Here is a 25,350-nt window from a genome sequence, read left to right on the forward strand (position 1 = left end):
CTCAAGACACCGCGCCGCCGATCCCTGTGACAGCATGTGAGGCAGGTCACTCCGTTTGTGAGGAAACGACACGTCGGGAGGGCGTCCGGAGGCCGGGAGACCACCCGGAGGCGCGGGAGTGCACCAGAACCAGAGGGCCCGGGAGAGCGACCGCAGGCCCGGGAGTGCGCCGTCCGGCCCGGGAAGGCTCTAGCGGTCCGCCGCCGGGGTGCCCGTTCCCGGGGTGATCAGGCCGGTCTCGTAGGCCACGACGACCGCCTGGGCGCGGTCCCGCAGGCGGAGCTTGGCGAGGATCCGGGCCACATGGGTCTTCACGGTGGCCTCGCTCAGCCGGAAGCGCGCGGCGAGCTCGGCGTTGCTCAGACCGGTGCCGAGCGCGCGCAGGACCTCGAGTTCGCGCGGGGTGAGCACCGTCAGATCGCGGTGCAGGGCGGCGCCGGCCGCCGTCTCCCGGGCGACGAAGCGTTCGACCAGGCGTCGGGTGATCGCCGGTGAGAGCAGCGCGTCACCGGTGCGGGCGAGCCGGACGGCGGCGACCAGGTGCTCGGGGGTGACGTCCTTGAGGAGGAAACCGCTCGCCCCCGCGGTGAGGGCCGCGTACACATAACGGTCGAGGTCGAAGGTGGTCAGCATGATGACGCGGGGCGGGTCGGGGGGCACTGCGCCGGAGAGGATCCGCCGGGTGGCCTCCAGGCCGTCGGTCCCGGGCATCCGGATGTCCATGAGGACGAGGTCGGGGCGGGTGCGGCGGACCGCGTCGACGGCCTGGTCGCCGTCCGAGGCCTCGGCGACGACCTCGATGCCGTCCGCCGCCAGGATCATGCCGAAGCCCGTGCGGACCAGCTGCTGATCGTCGGCGATCACCACGCGCGGTGGCCGCTCCCCGGTCACGCGAGCTCCTCCACGGGGATGACGGCGCGGACCTCGAAACCGCCGGTGGGGCGCTCGCCCGCGTGGAGGGTGGCGCCGTAGACGGCGAGGCGCTCGCGCAGGCCGGTCAGTCCGCGGCCGCCGCCGGGCACATCCGATGCCGCGGACGTGCCGCCCGTGTCGGACACTTCGATGCGCACCGCGCCGGGGACGTGTTCGATGACGACCCGCACCCGGCTGCCGACGGCGTGCCGGACGGTGTTGGTCAGCGCCTCCTGCACCACCCGGTACGCGGCCAGCTCGGCGCCGGCGGCGAGCGGGGCCGGGGTGCCGGTGACGGTCAGCTCGACGGGCACGCCGCTCTCACGGACCCGGTCGGTGAGCGCGGGCACCTGGGCGAGGCCCGGCTGCGGCGCCAGACCGGCCCCGGCGGCGTGGTCGCGGGCGCTCCTGGCGCGCTCGGCGCCCTCGCCCGCGTCGTCCCCGTCGTCCTCGTCGGTGGTCATGGTGAGCAGGCCCATGACGTGCCGCAGTTCGGCCATCGCCGTGCGCCCGCCCGCCTCGACCGCCAGCAGCGCCTGGCGGGCCCGGTCGGGCGCGGTGTCCATCACCTTGCGGGCCGCGCCCGCCTGGATCACCATCACGCTCACATTGTGGGTGACGACATCGTGCAGTTCGCGCGCGATGCGGGCCCGCTCGCGGTCGACGGCCAGCAGTGTGGCGGCCTCGTGCTCCTCCTCGAGAGCGGTCAGCCGCTGCTTCCAGGTGTGCATCGCGTTGGCCCCGAGCCCCACCCCGAGCAGCGCGAGGAACGGCACGAGACCGGGAGCGAACGACGGGAAGTTCTCGTCGCGCAGCACGGCCACCAGCGCGGCGCCGACCACCAGGCCGACCAGGGCCCGCGCCCGGTACGGGCTGTACACGGCCGCGCTGTAGGCGGCGACCACGCAGGACAGGAAGGTGTACAGGGTCGCGTCGCCGCCGCTCGGATACCGGTTGAACAGCAGGCTCGCGACGATCACCGCCCAGAACGCGGACAGCGGGAACCTGCGGCGTACCACCAGGGGCAGCGCGGTCAGGGCGGCCAGCAGCAGCTGCCAGGGCTGGACGGCGTCGGCGAGCCGCACCACGTCCACCGCCCCGTCCGGGAACGGACCGAGCGGCGGGACGCCGGGCACGGGCACCCGCGGTGGCACCGGCACGAGCCCCGGCGGCACCGGCACGACGCCGTCGCCCCGCCGGTAGGCGGCGCCCACCGTGAAGGCGGCGAGGACGAAGGCGAGGATCGCGTCGGCCGCCCACATCCACCGGGACGGGCTGGGCAGCGGGCTGCTGCGCAGCAGGGCCGCGGCCCCCGTCCGCCACCGCTGCACGATCCGCGCCCGCACCGTCCCGCCCGCCCCGCCCATGCGCACAGTGTGGCAACCCGCCGGCCCCGCCCACATCCGTCCCGCTGCGGACGGCGGCGCGGGCGCCCTACATCCGCCGTGTACATCGCAGGGATGACATGCCCTGCGGGTCATCCCGCAGCGGCAGCGGGGATCGGCGTCGCAGCCGACGCCCCGGACCGGGGTCCGCCCCTAGCTTCGGAGCGAACCGACTACCGCCGATCCTGGAGGCACCGTGGCAGCGACCGCGCCCGTCATCGACATGCGGGCTGTGAGCAGGACGTACGGGGAGGGGCCGCCCGCCCTCGCCGGCGTGACGCTGAGCGTGGCCCCCGGGGAGGCGCTCGCCGTTCTCGGGCCGTCCGGCAGCGGCAAGTCCACGCTGCTCAACCTGATCGCGGGACTCGACCGGCCGAGCGAAGGCACCGTGACGGTGGACGGGCTGCGGGTGGACCAGTTGGACGAGGCGGGCTCGGCGCGCTACCGGCGCACGAAGGTCGGCATGGTCTTCCAGTTCTTCAACCTGCTGGACGATCTGACGGTCACCGACAACGTGCTGCTGCCCGCCCAGTTGGCGGGGATGCCCCGGGCCGCGGCCCGCGCGCGGGCCGCCGGGCTGCTGCGCGACCTGCGCATCGACCGGCACGCGGACGCCTACCCCGGCAGGCTGTCCGGCGGGGAGCGGCAGCGGGTCGCGGTCGCCCGGGCCCTGATGAACCGTCCGGCCCTGCTACTGGCCGACGAGCCCACCGGCGCGCTGGACACCGCCTCCGGCGCGGACGTGCGGCACCTGCTCGCCGAACTCAACGCGTCGGGGCAGACGATCGTCCTGGTCACGCATGATCTGAGCCTCGCCGCGTCCTGTGCGACCCGGACCGTGGAGCTGGTCGACGGCCGGGTCGTCCGGAACACCAGGAGCGCCGAGAGCGCGACGGCGGTCGGCCGGTGAGCGCCCTCGGCCGGGTGGTGCGGGCCGGGGTCGGGCGGCGGCGGGTGCAGACCACCGTGATGATCATGACGACGCTCATGGCGGTCACCGCGTCGGTGCTCGCCGCCGGGCTGCTCGTCGCGTCCCGGGCCCCCTTCGACCACGCCTTCGCCCAGCAGCACGGCGCCCATCTGACCGCGCGGTTCGACGGCACGAAGGTGACGGCCGCGCAGCTGAGGGCGACCGCCCACGCCTCAGGCGTCACCGACGCGGCCGGACCGTTCCGGAGCGTCGAGACACGCGCGCGTACCGCCTCGTCGTCGGACCTCGTCCCGGAAGGCGTCGATCTGCCGTCGATGACCGTCGTCGGCCGGGCGGACGCGGGCGGTGTCGACCGGGTCGACCTCGTCTCCGGCAGCTGGCTCAGCGGCCCCGGCCAGATCGTGGTGGCCGACGACGTGCTGCCCGTCGAACCGGGCACGCGGCTGACGTTCCCCGGCGCGCCGGGCAGCCCCGCGCTGACCGTGGTCGGCGTCGCCCGCTCGGTGACCGGCACCGCGGACGCCTGGGTGACTCCCGCGCGGGCCGGGACGCTGGCGGCGCCGGGCGACACCCCCGCGTACGAGATGCTCTACCGCTTCGCCCACGCGGAGACGGACGCACAGGTGACCGCCGGCCGGGCCGCGATCGCCGCGGTGGTGCCGAAGGGCGCGTTGAACGGTGCCGAGTCCTATCTGGCCGTCAAAGAGGAGGCGACGGCCAACGCGATGGCGTTCGTACCGTTCCTGGCCGCGTTCGGGGTCCTCGGGCTGCTCCTGTCGGTGCTGGTCATCGGCATCGTCGTGAGCGGCGCGGTGGGGGCGGCGACCCGGCGGATCGGCATCCTGAAGTCCCTCGGCTTCACCCCCGCGCAGGTCGTACGGGCCTACGTCGGACAGGCGCTGGTCCCCTCGGCCGTCGGCTGCGCCCTGGGGCTGGTCGTCGGCAATCTGCTGGCCGTGCCCGTGCTCGCCGAGGTCGGCGACGCCTTCCAGGGTCCGTCGGCGTCGATCCCCCTCTGGATCGACGTGGTCGTGCCCGCCACCGCCCTCGTCCTGGTCGCCTGCGCGGCTCTGGTGCCCGCGCTGCGCGCCGGACGGCTGCGGACCGTGGCCGCGATCACCGCCGGACGTACGCCCGGCACCTCCCGGGGGCGCCTGGTACGGCGGCTCACCGGGCGGCTGGCGGTGCCCCGGGCGGTCGGCCTCGGGCTGGCGGGCCCCTTCGCCCGCCCGGCGCGTTCGGCGACGACGGCCGCCGCGGTGGTCTTCGGCGCCGTCGCCGTCACCTTCGGGGTCGGGCTCGCCCTCACGCTCGGGGCCGTCCAGTCGGGCCGCATGCTCGACTCGGGCGGCTCGGTGGTCGTCGGGACGGGCGGCGGACAGGCGCCGCCCGGCGCGCAGGCGGTCCACGTGGGCGGGCCCGAGAAGCCCAAGGCCGATCCGGCCGAGGTCGCCGCCGCGCTCCGCGCCCAGCAGGGGACCGGCCGGTTCTACGGCACGACCCAGGCGGAGGTGAGCGCGTCCGGCATCACCGGTGCCACCACCGTGGTGGCGTACCAGGGCGACGCCTCGTGGGCCGGCCCCCCGATGGTCTCGGGCGACTGGCTGGACGGGCCGGGCCAGGCCGTGGTCACCGCCCGCTTCCTGAAGGCCGCCGGGATCGAGGTCGGCGACACGGTGACGCTGACCGAGCGGGGGCGGCGGGTTCCGGTCCGGATCGTCGGCGAGGCGTTCTTCACGGAGGGCGAGGGCATGGCACTCCTCACCCCGGTCTCGACCCTCGGCGCGCTCGGACTCGACGCGACGCCGGGCCAGTACGTCGTGGAGACGGAAAGGGGCACGGATCTGACGCGCTACCTGACCGCGCTCAACGACCGGCTCGATCCGCTCGGCGCGGTCGCCCGGGCCGACAGCTCCGACGACTCGAGCGTGATCGCCGCCATGGACGCGCTGATCGGGACGCTCACCCTGATGCTCGTCGTGGTCGCCGGGCTGGGCGTGCTCAACACGGTCGTCCTCGACACCCGCGACCGGGTCCACGACCTCGGGGTCCTCAAGGCCCTGGGCATGGCCCCCCGCCAGACCCTGACGATGGTCGTCACCTCGGTCGCCGCGATCGGCCTGCCGGCCGGCGCGCTGGCGGTCCCGATCGGTGTGGCCCTGCACCACTACGTCACCCCGCACATGGGCGACGCCGTCGGCATGCCCCTGCCCTCCGCGCACATCGCCGTCTACGAGCCGCCCGTGCTGGCCCTGCTGGCCCTGGGCGGGCTGGTCATCGCGGTGGCGGGCGCCCTGCTGCCGGCCGGCTGGGCCGCCAGGACGACCACCGCCACCGCCCTGCGCACCGAGTGACCGCGCCTACGCCGCCGCTCGCCCGCCCTCGCCGCTCCGCCGGAACGCCCACTCCGCCCTCGGCTCCACCACCCACCGGAAGACCCGCCGGACGGGGGACGTGCACAGCAGGGTGACGGTCAGGGCGGCGACGAGGGTGACGGCGAGGGCGCCGAGCGGCCGGTGGATCCAGGGGTGGTCGTAGAGGTGGGCGGGGCCGGCCGCCTGCTTGACGAAGCCGTGCAGGAGATAGCCGTAGAGGGTGGCCGCGCCCAGGGCGGTGAACCAGGTGCGGCGGCCCGGCACCCAGGCCAGGAAGCAGGCCACCAGGAGGACGGAGCAACCGAAGGTGGCCAGGGTCATCAGGGGCCCGTACCAGGCGGGCGCCCCCAGCCGGACGGCGCTGTCGTCGTGGAAGAACCAGGGGTAGACGCCCCGGGGGGCCGCCCAGTACGCCACGGCCAGGGCGGCCGCGAGGACCGGCACCGCCGCGACGCGCACCGCGCGGCGGCGCACCAGGCGGAAGTGCTCCGGCTCGAGCAGCAGGCCCAGCACGAAGTAGGGCAGGAACTGGAGGACCCGCTGGAGGGCGAGGTCCGTGCCGATGGCGGACGACAGGGTCGCGAGCATCGCGACGGCCAGCGCCAGCGGCAACGGCCACCGCACGAGCCGCCAGACCGGCGCGGTCAGCCGCCAGATGAACAGGGCGGCCAGGAACCAGGTCAGGTAGAGGGGGTCCAGCAGGCTGATGTCGCGCTCCGGCGCGTCGTCGGTCCACCTGGTGAACAGGGTGTACGCCACCTCGAAGACCACATAGGGCACGGCCACACCGGTGAGCAGGCGCTTGACGCGCCGCGGGCCGCCGTCGAAGCCACGGGTGAAGTGGCCGGAGACGACGATGAACGCCGGCATGTGGAACGCGTACACGAGCGTGTAGAACGCGGTGACCGTGCGGCTGCCCTCGCGCAGCGGTTCCCAGGCGTGGCCCACGGCGACCAGCAGGATCGCCAGGTACTTGGCGTTGTCGAAGAAGGCGTCCCGCTTGTCCGCCGGCACGGCCCGTGGCGCGGCCTGCGGCACGGCCCGTGGCGGCGGCGCGTCCGCTGCCCACCGGGCCGCCGGGGGCTCGCCCGGTGTCGGCCGGGCCGGTGGGGGCTCGCCCGGTGTCGGCCGGGCCGGTGGGGGCTCGGCCCGTGTCGGCCGGGCCGGTGGGGGCTCGGCCCGTGTCGGCCGGGCCGGTGGGGGCTCGGCCCGTGTCGGCCGGGCCGGTGGGGGCTCGGCCCGTGGGGGCAGGGCCGATATCGGCTCGGCCTGTGCCGGCGCGGTCTGTGTCGGCTCGGTGCCGTTCGCGGGCAGGGTGGCCTGCCCGCTGCCTTCCTGGCGCAACCCGGACAGAACAGAACACCTCGCACGACCCGTGCTCCCCGCCCCGCCATCCGCGGGGTGGGGAAAGCCCCGACACCATTACCCGGGCCCTGCTAACCGTCTCGCGTCCGGGTAAACCTCCGGGGCGCGGCGGGGAACGTCGCAGGGGTCACAGGTGCGTCGCGGCGTGCAGGATGAACAGCAGGGTGACGGCCGAGTTCGCCGACGACATCGCCGACACGGCGGTACCCGCGGCGGCGCCCCACACCAGCGGCAGGAAGACGAAGACCCCCATGGGACGTCAGCCTTCCCGTACGTCCGGGTCCACGCCCGTCTCCGGCGCCGCCTCCGCGTCCGCGTCTGCGTCCGCGTCTGCCTCTGCCTCCGGGTCCGCGTCCTCGTCGCGGCGCTGTCCCAGGAGTTCGCGCAGCAGCCGTTCGTCGTCCGGGCCGAGGCCGGTGACGAAGCTGGCCAGCACGGCCTCGCGGTCCCGCTCGGCGTCCAGCACCCTGCGCATGCGGTGGGCGGCGAGACCCGCCTCGTCCGACACGGGCAGCCACGCGAACGACCGCCCGCCGCGCTCGCGGGTGACCGCGCCCTTGGCGAGCAGCCGGGTGAGGATCGTGATCACCGTGGTGTAGGCGAGACCGCCGCCCAGGCGTTCCTGCACCCACCCGGCGGTGGCCGGACCGTCCGCCTCCCGCAGCGCCGACAGGACCAGCGCCTCCAGCTCGCCCTGTCCCCGCCGCCGGGGACGCTGCCGGTGATCCGTCACGCCCCGTCTCCTCTCCGCCGCCGTCCGTTTCCCGGTCGGACATCGTATAGACGCCGCCCGACGCACCCGCCCGTCGTCGGCCCTCACCGTCCCTCACCGCCCGGACGGACCCTTGCCCTATATACCCCTGGGGGGTATACAGGAGTCATGGACCACGACCAGCACCACGACCAGCACCACCACCGGCACCATGACGGGCACGACGACCGTCACCACGGCCCGCACCACGGTGACGCCTCCCCGGCGGGGCACGGGGGCGCCTCCTGGGCGACGGCGACGCGGGCGACGCTGCACTGCCTGACCGGATGCGCCGTCGGTGAGATCCTCGGGATGGTCATCGGCACCGCCCTCGGCTGGGGCAACGTGCCGACCATGGTCGTCGCGATCGTTCTCGCGTTCCTGTTCGGCTACTCCTTCACGCTCTTCGCGCTGCGCCGGGCCGGCCTGGGCCTGCGCACGGCGATCAAGGTGGCGCTGGCCGCCGACACCGTGTCGATCGCCGTGATGGAACTGGTCGACAACGCCGTCGTCGCCCTCACCCCGGGCGCGATGGAGGCCCAGTTGTCGGACGGGCTGTTCTGGGCGGCCCTCCTGGGCGGCTTCGTGATCGCGTTCCTGATCACCACGCCCGTGAACAAGTGGATGATCGGACGCGGCAAGGGTCATGCCGTCGCCCACTCCCAGCACGCCTGACGCTCCCGGCAACCGCCCGGGCCACGCCGCCCGAGGCCGACCTGACACCTCGTCCGTCCGGGGGACCGGCCCTCCCGCGCCCGCCGCTAGTCTGTCCCCCCATGGGGAAAACCGCAGGTGGGCAGATGGCGGTCGTGGCCGCGTTGGTGCGGTCGGCGTTCCTCGTGAACGCCGTGTACGCCGAGTCGAGCCGCGCCCACGGCCTCACGCCGCAACAGGGCCAACTGCTGTGCGTGCTGATGACGCAGCCGTACGGCATGAGCGAACTCGGCGAGACGCTCGGGCTCGGCAAGTCGAGCCTGACGGGGCTGGTGGACCGGACGGTCCGGCGCGGACTGGTCCGGCGCGAGCCCGATCCGCGGGACGGGCGGGCCGTCCGGGTCGGACTCACCGAGGAGGGCGACCGGCTCGCGCACGGCTTCTACGACGAGACGTGCCGCCGCCTCGGGAACCTGCCCGCGGGGCTGAACACGAGCGAACGTGACCGGCTCGCCGCGCTGCTCGCACGCGTCGTCGTCGACAACAAGGTCCCCGAGGTCTTCACCGACCCCGACGCCTGACCCCCAAAAGACGCCTGCCCCGCCCGGCACTTGACCACGTACGGCCCCTGACCACGTCCGGCACCTGACCGCTCCCGCCCCCGGGGCACGGCCCCCGCGGCCAATCCGCGTCAGCACCGTTCAGCCCTCGCGCCTCACCCCCTCGCACCTCACGCCGTCGCCTCCTCACGTCCCCACCCGGCCGGACTCGTCCTTCGTCTCGCGTTCCGCGCCGGCTCGTGCGGTGTCGGATCGTGCGGTGTCGGCTCGTGCGGCGGCCTTCAACGCGAGGGTCACCGCGATCGATGTGAGCGCCATCGCCGTCATCGCCGTGGCGGGTGAGGTGAGTTGGGCCAGCGCACCGGCCAGCGCCGCGCTCAGGCCCTGCATGGTGAGCATGCCGGCCGAGTGCAACCCCAGCGCGTGGCCGCTGAGTTCGGGCGGGGTGAGGGCCATCAGCCGCTCCTGCTGGACCAGGCTCGCGCCGAACCCGACGGAGGCGAGGGTGGCGCAGGCCGCGGCGAGCGGGAGGGCGGGGCGCAGCGCGAAGAAGGCGTAGGGGGCGGCCAGGAGCAGCAGGAGGGGGGTGGCCAGGCGGGGCCGCAGGGCGGGCGGGACGAGACGGCCCACGGTCACGTCCCCGGCCAGCATCCCCAGCGCGCCGCACGCGAACAACGTGCCCGCCGCGTCGGGGTCGTAGGACACGAAGAGCGCCTCGCAGCCGACGACCAGTCCGTTGGGGAGCCACAGGCCCAGATAGGTCAGCCGGCGGGGGCGGGAGGACCACAGGACGGCGTTGGCGCGCCGGGTCGCCGCGACCGAGGGTCGGCCGGCGGCCCTCGGTGGACGGTCGCTCAGGCCGAGGCGGGTGACCACGGCGGCGGTCGTGTGGAACAGCGCGGCTAGCAGCAGGACCGGGCGCGGCGAGAACGCGGTCACCAGGGCGCCGCCGGTGGCGAATCCGACGATCTGCATCAGCCCGCTCAGCATGTTGAAGAGCGATCGCCCGGGCAGATAGCCGTCCTTGGTGAGGATCTCGTTCAGCAGGCCCCAGCGGACGCCCCCGCCGAGCGAGGCGATCAGCCCCAGGAGGAGTACGACCGCGAAGACACCCCACACCGGCAGTCCGGGCAGCGCCAGGACGGCCGTCGCGGCGGCGAAGGCGAGGGAGAGGCCGGTCAGCGCCGACCTCGGGGGCAGCCGGTCGGCGCCCGACAGGAAGAAGGTCGCGCCCAGCACCTGCGCGAGCGACGGACCGAACATGCTCACCGCGGACAGCAGCGGGGAGTCGGTGGCCCGGTAGACGAGGGTGCCGAGGGCGAGCCCGCTCACCGTGCCGGCGGCGGTCGACGCGGCGGCGGAGAGGAAGAGGGGCGTGAACTCGGGTGTGCGGAAGAGCTGACGGTAGCTGTGGCCGGTCATGCGCGGAGTCTGCGACGACCCCAGGAGGGGTGGTTATTGTTTCGCGGGACCGCGAAACGACGTGCGGGCATGACGTACAGGCAGGACGTGCAGGGCTGACGTACGGGCGCCCGACGTACGGGCAGGACGTACGGGCAGGACGTACGGGCAGGACGTACGGGCAGGACGTACGGACACGGGCGCACGCAGGTGGTCACCGGCAGGCGCCGCGGGCACGGCGGGCACGCCGAGTACTGCGGGCACGCCGGGCACTGCGGGTACGCCGGGCATTGCGGGTACGCCGGGCATTGCGAGCACGGGATACGGGGGTGCGGGACATGGGCTGGTGGCAGGTGAACGCGGACACCCTGGCGCGCAGCCGCTTCGTGCTCTCGCCGCTCGCCGAGACCTTCGCGAGCCTGAAGCTGCTGCACGCGGGCGTGGGCGCGCATCCCGGCGAGCACGACTGGCTGCGCGACCGGCTCCCGGGCTACCGCGCCGCACTGGCGGCCGACCCGGTGACCGCGCTGCTGGTGCGGGCCGGGCTGGGGCGGAGCTGGGTGGCCGACTTCCTCACGCCCACGCCGAGGGACGGCGAGAGCTTCGAGGAGGGCGTGGCCCGGGTGCGGTCGGCCGACCCGGCGGCGGCCCGCGCCCATCTGCGGATGTCCCTGGCCGGCCCGCTCCCCGCCGCCCTGGACAGGGACGATCTGCCGGAGCGGGCGGCCGGGCTGCTGGAGTACGTGTGGGAGGCGGGCGTACGGCCGTACTGGGAGCGGCGGCGGCGCGTGCTGGAGGCCGATGTCGTCGCGCGGACCGCGCAGGTCAGCCGGGGAGGCTGGGCCGCCGTGCTGGACTCGCTGCGGCCGGGGACGCGGTGGCTCGGCGAGAGCCGGTTCCAGGTCAATCTGCACGAGTATCCGCCCCGCGAGATCTCGGGCGCCGAGCTGGTGTTCGTGCCGGTCACCCCGAAGACGGGGTGGGTGTCGTGGGACGAGCGGGAGCGGTACGCCGTCGTCTATCCCTGCACGGGGGCGCTCACCGAGGATCACCGGGCCCGTGCCGTGCCGGCCGCGCTGGGGGCCCTGCTGGGGACCGGCCGGGCCGCGGTGCTCGTCCTGCTCGCCGGCCCCCTGAGCACCACCCAGCTGGTCGCCCTGACCGGCCAGGGCCTCGGCTCGGTCGGCCGCCATCTGCGGGTGCTGCTGGACGCGGGGCTGGTGGAGCGGCGGCGCGCCGGGCGGTCGGTGCTGTACTCGCGGACCGCGGCGGGCGAGGTCCTGGCCAGGGCAGCCGCCGGGCAGGGCCTGTCCGGCGGCACGGAAGCGGGGGACGGCCCCGGAAGGGGTCCGTTCACCGCCCGGGGCTAGCATCCGGGGCATGACTACTGATGCCGGTGCCTCTCCCCTCGACGTCTCGATCGATGCCCTCAAGGGCGGTTCCGCGGAGCTCTCGCAGTACGCGGGCAAGGCCGTGCTGGTGGTGAACGTGGCCTCCAAGTGCGGGCTGACCCCGCAGTACACGGGCTTGGAGAAGCTCCAGGAGCGGTACGCCGACCAGGGCTTCACCGTGCTCGGCGTGCCCTGCAACCAGTTCCTCGGGCAGGAGCCCGGCACCGCCGAGGAGATCGCCGAGTTCTGCTCGGCCACCTACGGCGTGTCCTTCCCGCTGACCGAGAAGGTCGAGGTCAACGGCGCGGAGCGGCACCCGCTGTACGAGCGGCTCGTCGGGTTCGCGGACGCCGAGGGCCACGACGGCGACATCCGCTGGAACTTCGAGAAGTTCCTGATCGGGCGGGACGGGTCCGTCGTCGCCCGCTTCTCCCCGCAGACCGAGCCCGAGGCCGCCGAGGTCGTCGCGGCCATCGAGGGCCAGCTGGCCTGACCTCGCGCCGGCCGCCTCGCGGTCGGCTGCCTTGACCTTGCCCCTGGGGCAGGGCGGAGCCTCCTCGTCGCCGGGCGCGAAGGCCGTCCGGCGACGGAGGACGACGGGGGTGCGCGGTGGACACCGGGGATGACGGCACGCTGCTCACGATCGGCGCGTTCGCCGCACGGGCCCGGCTCTCGGCCAAGGCGCTGCGGCTGTACGACCGGCTCGGGCTGCTCGCCCCGGCGCACATCGACGAGGTCAGTGGTTACCGCTACTACCGGGCGGGCCAGGTGGAACGGGCCCGGCTGGTGGCCATGCTGCGCCAGCTGGACATGCCGCTCGCGCGGATCGCCGAGGTGGTGGAGACCGCCGACGGGACCGCGTCCGCGGAGTTGCTCGCCGCCTACTGGGGCGATGTCGAGGCCCGCTTCGCGGCCCAGCGCACCCTCGCCGACTACCTCCGTGCACGGCTGTCGGGGAGGAGCTCCGAGATGTACGAGAAGTTCGAGGTCCGGTTGGTCGAGGTGCCCGAGCAGGTGATCATCACCGAGACACGGCACACGCTCGCGGACGAGCTGCCCGTGTGGATCCCCGCCTCGCTGGGGCGGCTGGAGGAGGCGGCCGGGGAGTGCGGGGGGATCGTCGGGCCGCCGTACGTCGTCTACCACTCCGCGGTGTCCATGGAGAGCGACGGCCCGGTCGAGTCCTGTGTGCCGGTCGCCGACGAGGCCGGGGCCCGGGCCTGGGCGGCCGCCGCGCGGGGCCGGCAGTTCCGGGCGCGGGTGGAGCCTGCCCTGCGGTTGGCGTACACGAGGATCACCAAGGCGCAGGTGGCGCATCCGCAGATCATCGCCGCGTTCGAGGCGGTGGAGGCGTGGATGGAACGCGAGGGCTGGGACTACGACGGGCCCTGCCGGGAGATCTACTTCGCCGACTGGGAGGCGGCGGGGGCCGAGGATCCGGTGTGTGACGTGGCGTTCCCGGTGAAGCGGGGCCGGCAGGCCTAGCGCGCCCCACGCGCCCCGCGCGTGCGGCCAGGGCGGTCGGCGGGCCCGCGCCGGGGATGCGCCGAGCCCCCTCGGCAAGGACGGCGAGCTGGTCGAGGGGGCTCTTGGGTCGTGCTGGTGAAGCTGGTGAAACCGGTCGTGCTGTGCGGCTGTCTCAGGGGGTCGTCCCCTCAGGCCTTGACCGATGCCACGAAGGTGTTCCACGCGTCGGCGGGGAAGGCCAGGGTCGGGCCCTCGGTGACCTTGGAGTCACGGACGGCCATGGCCGCACGGAGGGGGGACTTGATCTCGACGCATGCGCCGTTGCCCTGGGAGTAGGAGGACTTGACCCACTCGTTCGCGGCGCCCTGCTGGATTGCCATGTTCGCTCCGGTAGTCAGTTGCTGAGTTGCTGTCACCACGCCGTGCGCAGTTCTCCGTCTGCACGGCATGGTTTGCGCCACCGTTGTTGCTCGATGGCGTGATCGACGCTACTCGCCAACATCGTGATACGGAGCGACTATTCACCCGTCCGGATGGCATATTCCATAGGGACTTCCCTCCGGTCCGGCCGAAGGTGTACCTTGCGGCACTTCATGAAGCGACCTCTCGGGCGTAGTCCTTCGCCACCTTCGCGATGAACTCCCGTGTCTGGTCTGCGTTCAGGGCCTGAGCCCGCAGGTGCTCGTACATCACGCTGTACTTCTGCACGTCCTGCGGCTTCTCCAGGTACAGGTCGCTGGTGACTCCCTCGATGTAGACCACGCTGGAGTCGGCGGCGTCCGGGAACTCGAGGATCGCGTACTGGCCGCTCACCCCCGGGTGCGCGCCCATGGTGAACGGGATCAACTGCACGGTCACGTGCGGCAGCTGGGACATCTCCAGCAGGTAGTCCAACTGCTCGATCATCACCTGCCGGTTGCCGACCTGCCGGCGCAGCGCCGCCTCGTCGAGGACCGCCCACAGACGCAACGGGTTGTCGGCCGTGGAAATACGTTCCTGTCGGCGCAGGCGCACCTGGATCCGCTTCTCGATGTCCGCCGGCGGGGCCTCCGGCAGCGCGCCCGAGATCAGCGCCTCGGCGTACTGGCGGGTCTGGAGCAGCCCGGGCACGACCTGCGGGTCGTACACGCGCAGGCTCGCCGCGTCCGTCTCGAGGCCGATGTAGACGCTGTACGGGACATCGCCGAAGGCGTGCCACCAGCCCTGCTGGCGGGAGTCCTTGGCCATCTCCATCAGCGAGTCGACCATCCGCTGGTCCTCGACCTCGTACACCCCGCACAGGTCCCGGACGTCACGCTGGCTGATACTGCGCCGGCCGTTCTCCAGCCGGCTGATCTTCGACTGGGACACCAGCAGGCGCTCGGCGACCTCTTCGGCCGTCATGCCCTTGAGCTCACGGAGCCGGCGCAGCTCCTGGCCCAGCCGGCGTCGCCTGACGGTGGGATTGACATTGGACGCCACGGGACGTGCACCTCCGGCTGCGTGTCTCTCACTGACACTTTGCGTATCTGCTGTTGAGCAGACTGCCACCAAGGCGCTTTCTACCGCTGGAAAACGGTGGATATGCGGCGGGTACACGCCAGTTCGGGTCGGTCCCCGACATGCGTCCGCGCGGGGCGGCGGATCGATGCGTCCCACCACCCCGCGCGGCCGCTGCGGCTCCCGGACGGGTCCTGGGTCCCACGGGTACAACTGGCCCTGCGGTCTTGCCTCCTGCTGTTCGCCGCCCTGCCGGCGCGGTGTCGTGGGAACTGCGGCTCAGTGAGCCACGACACGCGCCATGGGACCGCGGTGCGGCTGCGCCGGAACTCCACGGGCGGGTTCCGGAGCGGGCCTGGCACCGGGTCCGGCCTGCCGGCCGGGTGGTGCCTGGTTGCGGCGCGGCTGTGCCACCGCGCCGTTCTGGACGTCCATCACGGCGTGCGCCACGAGGCCGCCCATCGGGTCGTGCCTGATCAGATCCCGCAGCCGGGAGCGGGACGAACGTCCCTCGTTGCCCGGGTACAGGTGCTTGCCGAGACCGACCGCGTGCGCCAGTGCGGCGAGCGCCGCGGTCCGCGGGTCCGGCGGTACGCCGGTGCGGATCGCGGAGTCCAGCCGGGCCTTGATCTCCCGGCTGATGTCGGTGTCCGTCGCCTGGTAGCGAGTCGTCGGAAGCACTCCGCACATCTGTCCCGCCACGGCATGAACCATGCCGCACCGCTCCAGATGCGAGAGGTAGGTCTGGCGTAGCCCGAGACGCGGCCCGCCGATCCAATGGACGGCCCGTACAGGAGCGCCACGCCTTCGCAGCAACTCCAACGCGCAGTCCAGCGTTGGGTCTCCAGTCGGCCGTGGGGACACCACGGCGATACGATCCCCGTCAGGGGCTATCCGTCCGGCCAGCGCCAGCTCCACTAGCTGTGCTCCGGCCAGACCGAGGTCGAGCGACTGCGGCTGTGCGGTGGTACCCGTGGTCGGGTCCAGCGCCAGCAACAAAAGCTCTTCCGGAATTGTTCTGCGGCTCCTGCCCATCCATGCCTCCCCGCGTGGATGAATGACAGGGTGACCCCTCTCACATTGGTCTGTCGAGGGTGCGTGACCTGTTTGTAGTGGAACCAGTAGGTATGTCGTTCTCGTCTACCGCAGGAGCCAAGCCCTCTACACAGGACACTGGTACATGGTTCGGACACGCGGTGAGGCGTGTCCGGACGGGCGGTTCACGGTTCGGCACGAGCGCGCGGTGGGCGTGCGGCACATGGAGGAGGCATCGGTGGCGGGCGAGTCCCCCGACAGGTCGAAGCAGCGCGAGTCGTCGGCAGAACCGACGTCGGGGAGCGCGAGCACGGTTCCCGAGGCGCGTGAGCCTCGCGATTCCCGCGACGTCCGCGATCCGCGGATGGCCGTGGCGCGGGAGGCCGAGCCGTCAGCGTCACGGGGCGGCGTGGACACGGCGACGCGGGTGTTCTCGGTACGGGACCTGAAGACCGCGGAGTCGGAACAGCCCGAGGACGCCGAGAAGCCCGAGGACGCCGACGAGGGCGAGGAGCCCACGGCGACGGCGGACGGCGACGGGGCCACGGCGGGCGGGCCCTCCGAGGACGCTCCTGAGGCCGAGGACGCCGAGCCGGCCGGTACCGGGACGGACACCGCGAACGCCGAGGACGCCACGGACACCCAGGACACAACGGACACCGAGGGCGCCACGGAGTCCGCGGAGGCCGGGAACAGCCGTCCGGCCGCCGGGAACGGCTCCACCGGCGCCGAGGCCGCCGAGGACGCCGAGGACGCCGAGAGCGGCTCCGGGGGCGCACAGAAGGGCTCCGAGGGCGCCGGGGCGGCCGGGAGCGGCTCCGGGACCGCCGGGGCCCCCGAGGGCAGCGACGAGCGCCTGCGCGAGGCCGTGGCCCAGTGGGTGGCCTCGGCCGACGACAAGACCTCCGCGGACAAGACCTCCTCGGACGGGGACACTTCGGACGAGGACGCCCCGAAGGGGGACATCTCGGACGAGGGTGCCGCCGCCGACGCGGAGGAACGTTCCGCGAGCGACGCCGAGGAAGCCGGGACGGCCGACGAGCCCGCCGACCAGGCCCCCGACGAGCCTGCCGACGCCGAGCCGGAGACCGAGGCCGGATCCGCGCCCAGATCCGCCGCCAAGCCCGCCCCGAAGTGGGCGTCGGGCTCTTCGGACACCACGGACGCCTCGGACACCACGGACGCCTCGGGTTCCTCGGACTCCGACGAGGAAGCCGCCGAGGACGGCGAGGCCGGCCGGGCCCGGGCCGCCGCAGCGGACACCGACACCGACACCGACACCGGCAAGCCCGACCACTCCCCCGTCGACCAGCCCACCGCCGTCTTCAAGGCCCCCCGGCCCAAGCCCGCCGTCGACCAGCCGACCACCATGCTGAAGCTGGGCGGCGCCACCAAGCCCGGGCCGGCCGCGGCCGGTCCGAAGGCCGACGACAAAGCCGACGAAAAGGCCGAAGACAAGGCCGCCGCCAAGGCCGCGCCGGAGGCTCCCGCCGAGCGGACCAGCAAGTTCGTCGCGCTCAAGCCGCTCGACGAGCCCCGCGCGCCGAAGCCCGCCGACGTCACCGCCTTCGTCCCGCAGGTCGGACCCGAGCGCACCACCCAGCAGCCACTGCCGCCGAAGCCCCCGCTGGACCTGCTGGCCGAGCTGACGAACACCCCGCCGCCCCCGCCGACCCCGCTGCGCACCCTCGGGCGGCGGCTCAAGATCTGGACGCCGCTGGTCGTCCTGCTGCTGGTCGCGTTTGCGATCGCGCAGGCCGTACGACCGCTGCCGGCGACCGGTCTGACGCTCACCGCGAAGGACTCGTACACCTTCGAGGGCGGTAAGACACAGCTGCCCTGGCCGGGTGAGGGGCAGGGCTGGATGGACGCCGACGGTGTCGGCACGATGGGCAGCTTCGGCAAGCAGACCCCCGTCGCCATCGGTTCGGTCGCCAAGACGATGACGGCGTACATCATCCTCAAGGACCACCCGATGAAGTCCGGGGAGGAAGGTCCGGAGATCGAGGTCGACGCGACGGCGGAGAAGGAGGGCGGCTACGACGTCTCCGGCGACGAGTCGACGCTCAACACCGTCAAGGCCGGCGACAGGCTCACCGAGAAGCAGGCCCTGTCGGCCGTCCTGATCCCCTCCGCCAACAACATCGCGCGGCTGCTCGCGCGCTGGGACGCGGGCACGGAGGCGGCGTTCGTGAAGAAGATGAACGCCACCGCCGAGGAACTGGGGATGACGAACACGACGTACACCGACCCCTCGGGCCTGAAGGAGACCACCGTCTCCACCGCCGAGGACCAGGTGAAGCTCGGCCGCGCGTTCGTGAAGGTCCCGGCGCTGGTGTCCATCTCCAGCGCGGCCAGCTGGACCGACCCGTCCGGCAAGTACTGGAACAACTACAACGAGCTGCCGTACGACATCGGCGCGATCGGCATCAAGACCGGCAGCACCACGGCGGCCGGCGGCAACCTGCTCTTCGCCTCCCGCAAGGAGGTGAACGGGCAGACGGTGACCCTCGTCGGCGCGGTCCTCGGCCAGCACAAGCCGAAGATCCTCGAAACGGTCAACGCGGTCAGCAAGACCGCGCTGCTCGCCGCCGAGGAGGCGGTCACCTCGGCGAAGATCCTGAAGAAGGGCGACGTCGTCGGCTACGTGGACGACAAGCTGGGCGGTCACACGCCCGTCGTCATCACCAAGGACGTCTCCGCGGTCGGCTGGCCGGGCATGACGGTGAAGCTGTCGTTCACCGCCGGCGAGGTGCCGCACACGGCGAAGGCCGGCACCCAGGTGGGCACGCTCACCGTCGGGGACGGCACCAGCGGCGCCGTGAAGGTGCCGGTCGCACTCCAGACGGACCTGGCCGAGCCGGGCTTCTCGGACAAGCTGACGCGCATCGGCTGACCCGCGGCCCCGCTCGTACGCCTACGCACCCCGTCGGGCAGCCGCCCGGCGGGGTGCGTGCTAGCGTCACGAAACGGGACAGGTCGCCGGTCGCAAGGACGCAGCCGTGAAGCGGACGCGAACGGCATGCGGCCGAGAGCAGAAGACGGGACACGGGGAGTGCCTTCAGGTGGCCACTGCGGAGCCGACACGCGCCGACGACACCGGTCCGGGCCCGGACGCCGGCCCGCGACCCAGGGTGCCCGCCCCCCAGTCGGGCGACCACGACCGTGACGGCCTCGGCGACCGTGCCGACGACGGCGCGATGGTAGAGCTCGAGCGGGACCACGTCCCGGACCACGAGACGGCGGACGACCGCGCGGCGGGTCGCGCCGACGGCCGTACGGCCGGTGCGGGCCCCGCCCGGGAGCCGTCCCGGGCGAGAGCCGCGTTCGACCGGCTGGGCGACCGGCTGCGACGCCACCCGGTGCTGGCCATGACGGCCCTGTCCGGCGTTCTGCACCTCGTCTGGTTCTTCACGTTCGCGAACAGTGGTGGCGACCTCGCGGCGCAGGACGCCTGGGCCGAGTTCGTCGGCCGACACCCCGACTCCGCGTACAACCTCGCCTGGTACGGCGGCATGCACCCGGTGTCGTACAGCATGGTGTCGCCGTACCTGATGTCCCTGCTCGGCGTCCGGACGACGATGATGATCGCCGGCACGATCTCGGCGGGGCTGCTCACCCTGATCCTGCTGCGCTGCCGGCCGGTGAAGAACCCGCTGTGGCCGGCGCTGGCCGGGGTCTTCGCCCTGCTGTGCAACGCGGCTTCCGGGCGCGTCACGTTCGGACTGGGCAACATGTTCGCGCTGGGCGCGGTCGCCGTCGTGTTCTGCTGGCCGTACCGCTGGCGCTACAAACGGTGGGCGAAGGCGCTGTGCGCCGCCCCGCTCGCCGCGCTCGCCACGATGGGATCGCCGGTGGCGGGGCTTTTCGTGGGGCTCGTCGCCGCCGCGCTGTTCCTCCAGAAGCGGCGGCCGGGCGCGTGGGCCCTGGGGCTCGCGCCGACGGCCGTGGTCGCCCTGTCCGCCTGGCTCTTCCCGTTCTCCGGCACCCAGCCGATGTCCTTCGGCTCGGCCTCCCTGCCGCTGATGTCCGCGGTGGTCGTCTTCGCGGTCGTCCCGCGCGACTGGAAGACGGTACGGATCACGTCGGCCGTGTACGGGCTCGGGGTCCTGATGGTGTGGCTGATCAGCTCGCAGATCGGGTCCAACATCACGCGTCTGGCGATGCTGTTCACGGGCGTGGTGCTGATGGCGGCGCTGCCGTTCGCCGTGCCGCGCAGCCGCAAGTGGTACGTGATCGTCGTGGCGTTCCTCGGGTTCGTGGGCTGGATCGGCTTCAAGTCGGTCGACGATGTCCTGCGGACGACCCCGGCGGCCTCCTGGGCGCGTGAGCTGGCGCCGCTCGTCAACGAGCTCCAGGAGATCGGCGCGGAGCAGGGGCGGGTGGAGGTCGTGCCGGCCCGCTCGCACCGCGAGGCGTCCGCGCTCGCGCCGTACGTCAACCTCGCCCGGGGCTGGAACCGCCAGGCCGACATGGAGCGCAACCCCCTCTTCTACGACGACACCCTCAACTCGGCGAACTACCACGAGTGGCTCCAGCGGTGGGCCGTGCACTTCGTCGTCGTGCCGAAGGAGGCGCTGGACGGGGACGGCGGCGAGCGGGAGCGGGAGCTGGTGCAGCGCGGGCTGCCGTATCTGACGCAGATCTGGGGCGACGCCAACTGGCAGCTGTTCAAGGTCACCGACCCCGCCTCGCTCGCCGAGCCGAACGCGGTGGTGCAGCGCGCCAAGCAGGACGAGATGACGATCGACGTGAAGAAGGCGGGGCGGATCCTGATCCGGATCCCGTACTCGCCGTGGCTGAGCGTCGTCGACGCGGAGGGCAAGAGCCTGAAGCCGCCGCAGGAGACGGACGCGTCCAAGGACCGGGCCGAGGGGGAGCCGAAGACGTACGACAACGTCGACGGGTGCCTGTTCGAGACGGAGGAGGACGCGGAGGGTGACAAGTGGACGGTGCTGCTCGCTCCGCGGGCCGGGGTGTACCGGCTGGCCGCGCCCTACCAGCTGCCGCGGGGCACGCCGTGTCCGGACGAGTTGAAGTGAGCGTCGGCGTCCGCGGCCGCGGGTGATCAGCGCAGGTCGGTCACGTAGCGGTCCGTGCCCGGGACCGTCGGGACGAAGGGGGCCAGCAGCTCCACCCTCCCGAGGCCCTTCTCCCCCACCGCTTCCGCCAGGCCGGTGAAGTGCTCCTCCCAGCAGTCCCTCGGGTCCGTCTCCAGGAACCACAGGAGGGTCAGGCGGGTGTCGACGCCCTCGACCTGCTTGACGTAGGTCATGCGGTCGCCCGGGAGCGGGGTGGGGCGGAAGACGGTGACCATGGCCGTCGGGGAGCCCGCCAGCCGCCGGGGGAGATGGCGGGCGCGCAGCCACTCCAGGAGTTCGGCGCGCTGCTGCGCCGAGTCGGCGTCGATCACCTCGAGCACCAGGCCCGCGTACGGGTGGTCCAGGGCGTGGAAGTCCCGGGGACCGGCGGCGCCGTCCCGGTAGACGGTCGCCTCGTGGTCCTGGAACGCCGTGAAGACGTGGGTGCGGTCCCGGTAGACGCGGGCGTCCCGGTTGAGGCGCTGGTTGATGGCGACCGTCCACCGCATGTGGTCGTCGTAGCGGCCGTCGGTGATCCAGTAGGTGGAGAGGTAGCAGCCGGCGGTGACCGGCTGGGCGATCGCGGACTTCTCCGGGTGGCGCAGGAGCTGGAGGTCGCGGGTCGCCACCCACCTGCGGCCCGCGTACATCCAGGGCATCGCCATCGCGCCGGCGTAGTAGTGGTCGTCCTCGTACCAGCGGTTGTAGGCGTACTCGTGGCCGGGGTGCGGTTCGACCATGGTGATCAGGGCGTGGCCGGGGCGCACCCCGTAGGGGCCGACGGCCGCCAGTTCGGCGTAGGTCTCGCTGTGTGTGTCGTGGTGCGGGTCGCGGTGCGTGTCCTCGCTCATGCTCTTCCCCATCCTCGGCGACTGGCCCATACTCTGACGCTCCGTCAGATAATGCGCCAGAGGCCTGGGGGTCCCGATGTCACTGCTCACCGGCAAGACCGTCGTCGTCTCGGGAGTCGGCGCCGGGCTCGGTCACCAGGTCGCCGCCGCGGTCGTCCGGGACGGCGGGAACGCCGTGCTGGGGGCGCGGACCGAGGCGAATCTCGCGAAGAGCGCGGCCGGTATCGACCCCGGAGGGGCGCGTACCGCGTACCGGGTCACCGACATCACCGACGAGGGGAGCTGCGAGGCGCTCGCGGAGCTGGCGCGGGAGCGGTTCGGGGGGATCGACGCCGTGGTGAACGTGGCGGCCTGGGACTCCTTCTTCGGCGGTGTCGAGGAGGCCGACTTCGCCACCTGGCAGTCGGTGATCGACGTCAACCTGCTGGGGTCGCTGCGGATGACGCGGGCGTGCCTGGCCGGGCTGCGGGCGCGGGGCGGGTCGGTGGTGTTCATCGGGACGCAGTCCGCCGTGGCGGCCCCCTCCCAGGTGCGGCAGGCGGCGTACGCGGCTTCCAAGGGCGCGCTGACCAGCGCCATGTACTCGCTCGCGCGGGAGTGGGGGCCGCACCGGATCCGGGTCAACACCGTGCTGCCGGGGTGGATGTGGGGGCCGCCGGTGCAGGCCTACGTCCAGTTCACCGCGCAGACGGAAGGGGTGCCGCAGGAGGAGGTGCTGGGGCGGCTCACCGGGCGGATGGCGTTGCCCGAGCTGGCGACGGACGGGGATGTGGCGGAGGCGGCGGTGTTCCTGGCGTCGGACCGGGCGCGGGCGATCACGGGACAGTCGTTGCTGGTCAACGCCGGGGAGCTGATGCGATGAGTTCACATAGCTGAACGCGGACCACCATACCGAATACCTTTACCTCCCTTTGACCTTACGGTTACTTGTCGTGTTCACGCGGCAGCGCCCACGATGAGCGCCGGGCTGAACGCCGGTCTGAACCCTGGGAGGGCGCACATGAACGGTCTCGACTGGGCCGTGCTCATCGGCTATTTCGGCGTGATGGTCGCGATCGGCGTCTGGTCGCACAAACGCGTCGACAACGTGAGCGACTTCTTCACCGCCGGCGGCAGGATGCCCTGGTGGCTGTCCGGCATCTCGCACCACATGTCGGGCTACAGCGCGGTGATGTTCACCGGGTACGCGGGCATCGCCTACACCTACGGCGTCACCTCGTTCGTCACCTGGTCCTTCCCCATCGCGCTCGGTATCGCCATCGGCTCGAAGCTGTTCGCGCCGCGCATCAACCGCCTGCGGTCGCGGCTCCAGGTGGCCTCGCCGCTGGAGTACCTGAAGAACCGCTACGACCTCAAGACCCAGCAGGCGCTGGCCTGGTCGGGGATGCTCCTGAAGATCGTGGACGTCGGCGCCAAGTGGGCCGCCATCGCGACCCTGCTGTCCGTCTTCACCGGGATCTCCCTCAACCAGGGCATCCTCATCACCGGCGCGATCACCGCCGTCTACTGCACGATCGGCGGGCTGTGGGCGGACGCGCTGACCGAACTGGGCCAGTTCGTCATCCAGTTGCTGGCCGGTGTGGCGATGTTCGTCGCCGTCGTGCTCAAGCTGAACGACAAGGGCATCGGCTTCCTGGACGCCTGGGACCAGCCGGCGCTCCAGGGCCACGACAAGCCCCTGGTCGCCCAGTACGGGACGGTGTTCCTGCTCGCGTTCCTGTTCATCAAGCTGTTCGAGTACAACGGCGGCATGCTCAACCAGGCCCAGCGGTACATGGCCACGGCCACCCCCAAGGAGGCCGAGCGGTCGGCGCGGCTGTCGGCGGTGCTGTGGCTGGTCTGGCCGCTGGTGCTGTTCTTCCCGATGTGGATGTCACCGCTGCTGGTGACGTCGAACAAGCCGGACGGCTCCGACTCCTACGCCCTGATGACCGAACAGCTGCTCCCGCACGGCCTGTTGGGTCTCGTCATCGTCGGCTTCTTCTCCCACACCATGGCGATGTGCTCGTCCGACGCGAACGCGATCGCCGCCGTCTTCACCCGGGACTGCGCACCGGTGATCTGGGCCAGGGCGCGGGAGTGGAACCAGCGGTCGGGGCTGATCGCGGCGCGGGTGGCGACCGTCGTCTTCCTCGGGCTGTCGATGGCGGCGGCCACCCAGGTCAACTCCCCCGCCTTCAAGGACATCATCACGGTCGTCATCAAGTGGGTGGCCGGACTGATGGGCCCGATGGCGATCCCGATGATGCTGGGCCTGCTGCGCCCGTTCCGCCGCTCCGGTCCGACGGCCGCGCTCACCAGCTGGTCGATGGGTCTGTTCGCCTTCTGGCTGGTCAACTACCCGATCAACTGGAACGTCGACGGCGGAGTGCCGCTCCAGTACCAGGTGTCGATCCCGCTGGCCGTGTCGCTGGTCCTCTACGTCCTCATCGGGTTCGTCAAGCCCGAGGACACCCCGGAGCGGCTCGCGATCATCGAGCGGATCAACACGGACGGGGACGGCGGCGCGTCCGGCGCCGCGCGGATCCCGCGGCCCCAGGGCAAGGACGAGGTCCCCACCGCGGTGACGGACTAACTCCCCCTGGGATACCTGGCCGTCCACCCCGGCGAGGCTCCCGCGGGGCCGTGCAGGGCCGGCCCCTGGGTCATCTCCATGGCGAAGTCGTCGGCCAGTTCCAGGATCGTGGGACGGCCCTCCAGCTCGGCCAGCCAGGCCGGCGGGAGGGCCGTCTCGCCGTGCAGGGCGCCGAGCAGGCCGCCGGCGAGCGCGGCGGTCGGCCCCGAGGGCGCGCCGTGGTTCACCGCGAGCCGCAGCCCGTGCCGGACGTCCTCGGCGACGAGCGCGCAGTAGACGGCACCCGACAGCACGGCCTCCGCGGTCCCCGCCCCCGCGAGCCCCTCCACCCTCGACGGCCCCGGCAGCCCCTGCCGTACGGCGCCCAGCGCGTGCCGCAGCGCCTCGGAGACGGCCTCGTGCCCCGGCCGTCCGGCCAGCAGGGCGAGCGCCCGCTGCACCGCGCCGTCGAGGCTCTCACCGCGGGCCAGCGCGTGCACGGTGACGGCGTAGGCGGCCGCCGAGAGACAGGCGGTGGGGTGCCCGTGGGTCTGCGTGGCGCACTCGACGGCGAGCTGGGCGACGAGTTGCGGCTCCCAGCCGACGAGCAGTCCGAAGGGCACCGAACGGGGAACCACCTCGGGCCCGGCCGCGTCGGGGCTCTTGGGCGAGTCCAGGGTGCCCATGACCTCGTCGCCGAGCCCGAGCAGCAGCGTCCGGGTCGGACCGCGCCGGGCGTACAGCCACTCCTCGCGGGCCAGCCAGCCGTCGTCCTTGCGGCGCAGGTCGGGCCCCCAGTCGCGCTGGGTGGCCGCCCAGCGCAGATACGCCCGGTGCAGGTCGGTCGGCGGATGCCAGGCGCCGGTGTCCCGCCGCACCTGGGCGCGGATCAGACCGTCCACGGTGAACAGGGTCAGCTGGGTGAGGTGCGTGACCGCGCCGCGCCGCCCGTGGGCGGGGGCCAGGTCCACGACCCCCTCGGGTCCGTGCGCCTGCCGGATCTCCTCGATGCCGAGCCCGTCGACGGGCGCCCCGAGGGCGTCCCCGACGGCCGCGCCCAGCAGCGTGCCCCGCACCCGGCTGCGGAAGTCCTGCTGTTCGGCACGGCCCCAGACCGGCCCGGCAGTCGCACCCACCCAGCCCTCCCGCACCGTGCGT

Annotated in this window: 21 protein-coding genes and 1 pseudogene; 11 read left to right on the plus strand and 11 right to left on the minus strand. The window is 72.9% G+C overall.

What is annotated here, in order from left to right; genetic code table 11:
• Positions 1 to 189: 189 nt before the first annotated feature.
• Positions 190 to 891 carry a response regulator gene (locus AOQ37_RS16835; protein ID WP_062645346.1) on the minus strand — a complete coding sequence of 234 codons (702 nt, stop codon included), beginning with the start codon at positions 889 to 891 and terminating at the stop codon, positions 190 to 192.
• Positions 888 to 2,279, minus strand: a complete 1,392-nt coding sequence (locus AOQ37_RS16840) for a sensor histidine kinase (protein WP_062645347.1) — start codon at positions 2,277 to 2,279, stop codon at positions 888 to 890. Before AOQ37_RS16840 ends, AOQ37_RS16835 begins: the two co-directional genes overlap by 4 nt.
• Positions 2,280 to 2,520: 241 nt before the next feature.
• Between AOQ37_RS16840 and AOQ37_RS16845 the strand changes: the two genes are divergently transcribed.
• Together AOQ37_RS16845 and AOQ37_RS16850 are read left to right on the plus strand one after the other, a co-directional pair.
• On the plus strand, positions 2,521 to 3,207 hold the full coding sequence (locus tag AOQ37_RS16845) for an ABC transporter ATP-binding protein (protein WP_234436935.1): 687 nt from the start codon (positions 2,521 to 2,523) through the stop codon (positions 3,205 to 3,207).
• Positions 3,204 to 5,582 (plus strand): ABC transporter permease, encoded by a 2,379-nt coding sequence (locus AOQ37_RS16850; RefSeq protein WP_062645349.1) that lies wholly within the window; start codon positions 3,204 to 3,206, stop codon positions 5,580 to 5,582. The genes AOQ37_RS16845 and AOQ37_RS16850 overlap by 4 nt, the downstream gene beginning before the upstream one ends.
• Positions 5,583 to 5,588: 6 nt before the next feature.
• Here the strand turns inward: AOQ37_RS16850 and AOQ37_RS16855 are convergent, their stop codons facing one another.
• The 3 genes and pseudogenes from AOQ37_RS16855 to AOQ37_RS16860 form a co-directional block, all read right to left on the minus strand.
• Positions 5,589 to 6,641: an acyltransferase family protein gene (locus tag AOQ37_RS16855; RefSeq protein WP_062645350.1), complete on the minus strand. Its 1,053-nt coding sequence runs from the start codon at positions 6,639 to 6,641 to the stop codon at positions 5,589 to 5,591.
• 454 nt (positions 6,642 to 7,095) lie between these two features.
• Positions 7,096 to 7,191 (minus strand): annotated as a pseudogene (locus tag AOQ37_RS40450) (M56 family peptidase); the annotation flags it as partial.
• A 36-nt stretch (positions 7,192 to 7,227) separates the two neighbouring features.
• Entirely contained in the window at positions 7,228 to 7,701 is a 474-nt protein-coding gene (locus AOQ37_RS16860) for a BlaI/MecI/CopY family transcriptional regulator (RefSeq protein ID WP_062645351.1), read from the minus strand.
• Positions 7,702 to 7,848: 147 nt separating this feature from the next.
• Between AOQ37_RS16860 and AOQ37_RS16865 the strand changes: the two genes are divergently transcribed.
• Positions 7,849 to 8,394 carry a DUF4396 domain-containing protein gene (locus AOQ37_RS16865; RefSeq protein ID WP_062645352.1) on the plus strand — a complete coding sequence of 182 codons (546 nt, stop codon included), beginning with the start codon at positions 7,849 to 7,851 and terminating at the stop codon, positions 8,392 to 8,394.
• A 125-nt stretch (positions 8,395 to 8,519) separates the two neighbouring features.
• Positions 8,520 to 8,954, plus strand: coding sequence for a MarR family winged helix-turn-helix transcriptional regulator (locus AOQ37_RS16870; protein WP_062645353.1), 435 nt, complete (start codon positions 8,520 to 8,522; stop codon positions 8,952 to 8,954).
• Between the two features lie 165 nt (positions 8,955 to 9,119).
• Here the strand turns inward: AOQ37_RS16870 and AOQ37_RS16875 are convergent, their stop codons facing one another.
• A complete protein-coding gene (locus tag AOQ37_RS16875; RefSeq protein ID WP_062645354.1) occupies positions 9,120 to 10,355 on the minus strand; it encodes an MFS transporter in 1,236 nt (411 codons plus the stop codon).
• 317 nt (positions 10,356 to 10,672) lie between these two features.
• On the opposite strand from AOQ37_RS16875, the gene AOQ37_RS16880 reads away from it, so the two are divergent.
• From AOQ37_RS16880 to AOQ37_RS16890, 3 genes are all read left to right on the plus strand, one after another.
• Positions 10,673 to 11,704, plus strand: a complete 1,032-nt coding sequence (locus AOQ37_RS16880; RefSeq protein WP_062645585.1) for an ArsR/SmtB family transcription factor — start codon at positions 10,673 to 10,675, stop codon at positions 11,702 to 11,704.
• Positions 11,705 to 11,714: 10 nt separating this feature from the next.
• Positions 11,715 to 12,218, plus strand: a complete 504-nt coding sequence (locus tag AOQ37_RS16885; RefSeq protein WP_062645355.1) for a glutathione peroxidase — start codon at positions 11,715 to 11,717, stop codon at positions 12,216 to 12,218.
• A gap of 116 nt (positions 12,219 to 12,334) precedes the next feature.
• Entirely contained in the window at positions 12,335 to 13,210 is an 876-nt protein-coding gene (locus tag AOQ37_RS16890; protein ID WP_062645356.1) for a MerR family transcriptional regulator, read from the plus strand.
• Positions 13,211 to 13,380: 170 nt separating this feature from the next.
• On the opposite strand, the gene AOQ37_RS16895 is transcribed toward AOQ37_RS16890, so the two are convergent.
• The 3 genes from AOQ37_RS16895 to AOQ37_RS16905 all read right to left on the minus strand — a co-directional run bounded on the left by AOQ37_RS16895 (position 13,381) and on the right by AOQ37_RS16905 (position 15,706).
• Positions 13,381 to 13,572 carry a DUF397 domain-containing protein gene (locus AOQ37_RS16895; RefSeq protein ID WP_020131958.1) on the minus strand — a complete coding sequence of 64 codons (192 nt, stop codon included), beginning with the start codon at positions 13,570 to 13,572 and terminating at the stop codon, positions 13,381 to 13,383.
• Positions 13,573 to 13,783: 211 nt separating this feature from the next.
• Complete coding sequence (locus AOQ37_RS16900; RefSeq protein ID WP_062645357.1) at positions 13,784 to 14,653, minus strand: helix-turn-helix domain-containing protein; 870 nt, start codon at positions 14,651 to 14,653, stop codon at positions 13,784 to 13,786.
• Between the two features lie 297 nt (positions 14,654 to 14,950).
• Positions 14,951 to 15,706, minus strand: coding sequence for a GOLPH3/VPS74 family protein (locus AOQ37_RS16905; protein ID WP_028807190.1), 756 nt, complete (start codon positions 15,704 to 15,706; stop codon positions 14,951 to 14,953).
• A gap of 364 nt (positions 15,707 to 16,070) precedes the next feature.
• Here AOQ37_RS16905 and AOQ37_RS16910 point away from each other — a divergent pair, with 364 nt between their 5' ends.
• Together AOQ37_RS16910 and AOQ37_RS16915 are read left to right on the plus strand one after the other, a co-directional pair.
• The gene (locus tag AOQ37_RS16910) at positions 16,071 to 18,602 is read left to right on the plus strand and encodes a D-alanyl-D-alanine carboxypeptidase (protein WP_078890218.1); all 2,532 of its coding nucleotides are present in this window, start codon (positions 16,071 to 16,073) and stop codon (positions 18,600 to 18,602) included.
• 169 nt (positions 18,603 to 18,771) lie between these two features.
• Entirely contained in the window at positions 18,772 to 20,748 is a 1,977-nt protein-coding gene (locus AOQ37_RS16915) for a DUF8823 domain-containing protein (RefSeq protein ID WP_062645358.1), read from the plus strand.
• A 26-nt stretch (positions 20,749 to 20,774) separates the two neighbouring features.
• Here AOQ37_RS16915 and AOQ37_RS16920 read toward each other — a convergent pair whose 3' ends face one another.
• On the minus strand, positions 20,775 to 21,638 hold the full coding sequence (locus AOQ37_RS16920; RefSeq protein ID WP_062645359.1) for a hypothetical protein: 864 nt from the start codon (positions 21,636 to 21,638) through the stop codon (positions 20,775 to 20,777).
• A gap of 76 nt (positions 21,639 to 21,714) precedes the next feature.
• Between AOQ37_RS16920 and AOQ37_RS16925 the strand changes: the two genes are divergently transcribed.
• On the plus strand, positions 21,715 to 22,500 hold the full coding sequence (locus AOQ37_RS16925) for an SDR family oxidoreductase (RefSeq protein ID WP_062645360.1): 786 nt from the start codon (positions 21,715 to 21,717) through the stop codon (positions 22,498 to 22,500).
• 138 nt (positions 22,501 to 22,638) lie between these two features.
• Positions 22,639 to 24,213 carry a sodium:solute symporter family protein gene (locus AOQ37_RS16930; protein WP_062645361.1) on the plus strand — a complete coding sequence of 525 codons (1,575 nt, stop codon included), beginning with the start codon at positions 22,639 to 22,641 and terminating at the stop codon, positions 24,211 to 24,213.
• On the opposite strand, the gene AOQ37_RS16935 is transcribed toward AOQ37_RS16930, so the two are convergent.
• Positions 24,210 to 25,328 (minus strand): ADP-ribosylglycohydrolase family protein, encoded by a 1,119-nt coding sequence (locus tag AOQ37_RS16935; protein WP_062645362.1) that lies wholly within the window; start codon positions 25,326 to 25,328, stop codon positions 24,210 to 24,212. The two genes, AOQ37_RS16930 and AOQ37_RS16935, sit on opposite strands and share 4 nt — an antisense overlap.
• Between the last annotated feature and the right edge of the window lie 22 nt (positions 25,329 to 25,350).

Origin of the sequence: Streptomyces maremycinicus (genome assembly GCF_001184025.1) — a bacterium.
GTDB classification, from domain to species: Bacteria; Actinomycetota; Actinomycetes; order Streptomycetales; family Streptomycetaceae; genus Streptomyces; species Streptomyces maremycinicus.